Consider the following 989-nt stretch of genomic DNA (forward strand, 5'->3'; position numbering starts at 1 on the left):
CGATACGCCAGCGCTTGCGATATAGTCGGGCGATCTCGTGTGCGCCCACCGCGGCAGGCAGATTGCTCCACAGCCGGATCACCGTGTCGCCCGCCTCGGTGGGCTGGTCCAACTGCAGTTCGATGCGCCGCCAGCCCTGCAGCCCGGACTTCAGGTCAATGCGTTGCTCACGTACCTGTCCGGTCTCGATGCGCGCAGCGTCCACCCATGGCCCGCTACTGGCAAGCGGCGGGCTGCTGCGGCCATGTTCGCGCACGATGAAGCTGGCCTGCGCCTGATGCCAGCCCAGCAGGATCGTGCTGGTGCAGAAATTCCGGTCGGCCAGCCACAGCTCTCCCGGGCCGGCACATTCGAGCAGCGGGGCCACCGCGGAACGCTCCTGCGCGTGCGCGTCCTCAACGGCGATCAGATCAGTAACCAGTCCCAGATCCGGCTCGTAGACGACCAGGGCCTGCCCGGGCAAGGCGGCGCCCCGCTGTTCACGCAGCGCCGCCAGCCGTTTCTCACTGGCCGGCAGGTGATTGCCATCAAGCACACGCACACGCCAGCCAGGCAGGCTGGCCTGGCATGGCCATGCCGCCAGCACCGGCTCCAGACGCTGTGCGCTACCCTGTACCAGGGCACGCAGGATCGCGGGTTCGGTGCGGTTGACCTTCTCGTACAGCGCGGCCAGCGACACTGGCAGATGCTTCGTCTGCGTCGCCGCAGCGTGCAGCGACGGACTCAGTCCCAGCGACACCAGCGTCATCAGTTCCACCACCGTCGAGAACAGTAATTCACGTGGATATTGCCGTTGCCGGTGCTCGGCAAACACCTCGTCGACCCATTGCGGCGCGATGGCTCTCTGCAGTGCCAGGCGTGCCATCACGCATACCGGTGCCTGCTGCTCGAAACGCTTCATCACCTCGTCAAACATCCCTTCGTACCCGTCGTCCTTGAACAGGTCGCCAGGTTACCAGGTTTGCCGCGCAAAGACCTTGAAAGGGCTG

General features: G+C 65.5%; 1 protein-coding gene. It reads right to left on the reverse strand.

Annotated elements, in window-relative coordinates; translation table 11 throughout:
- On the reverse strand, positions 1 to 865 hold an 865-nt coding region (locus tag FSO04_RS45840; protein WP_233465470.1), incomplete at its 3' end, for an IS4 family transposase.
- Between the last annotated feature and the right edge of the window lie 124 nt (positions 866 to 989).

The sequence above is a fragment of the Paraburkholderia madseniana genome (assembly GCF_009690905.1).
GTDB lineage: Bacteria > Pseudomonadota > Gammaproteobacteria > Burkholderiales > Burkholderiaceae > Paraburkholderia > Paraburkholderia madseniana.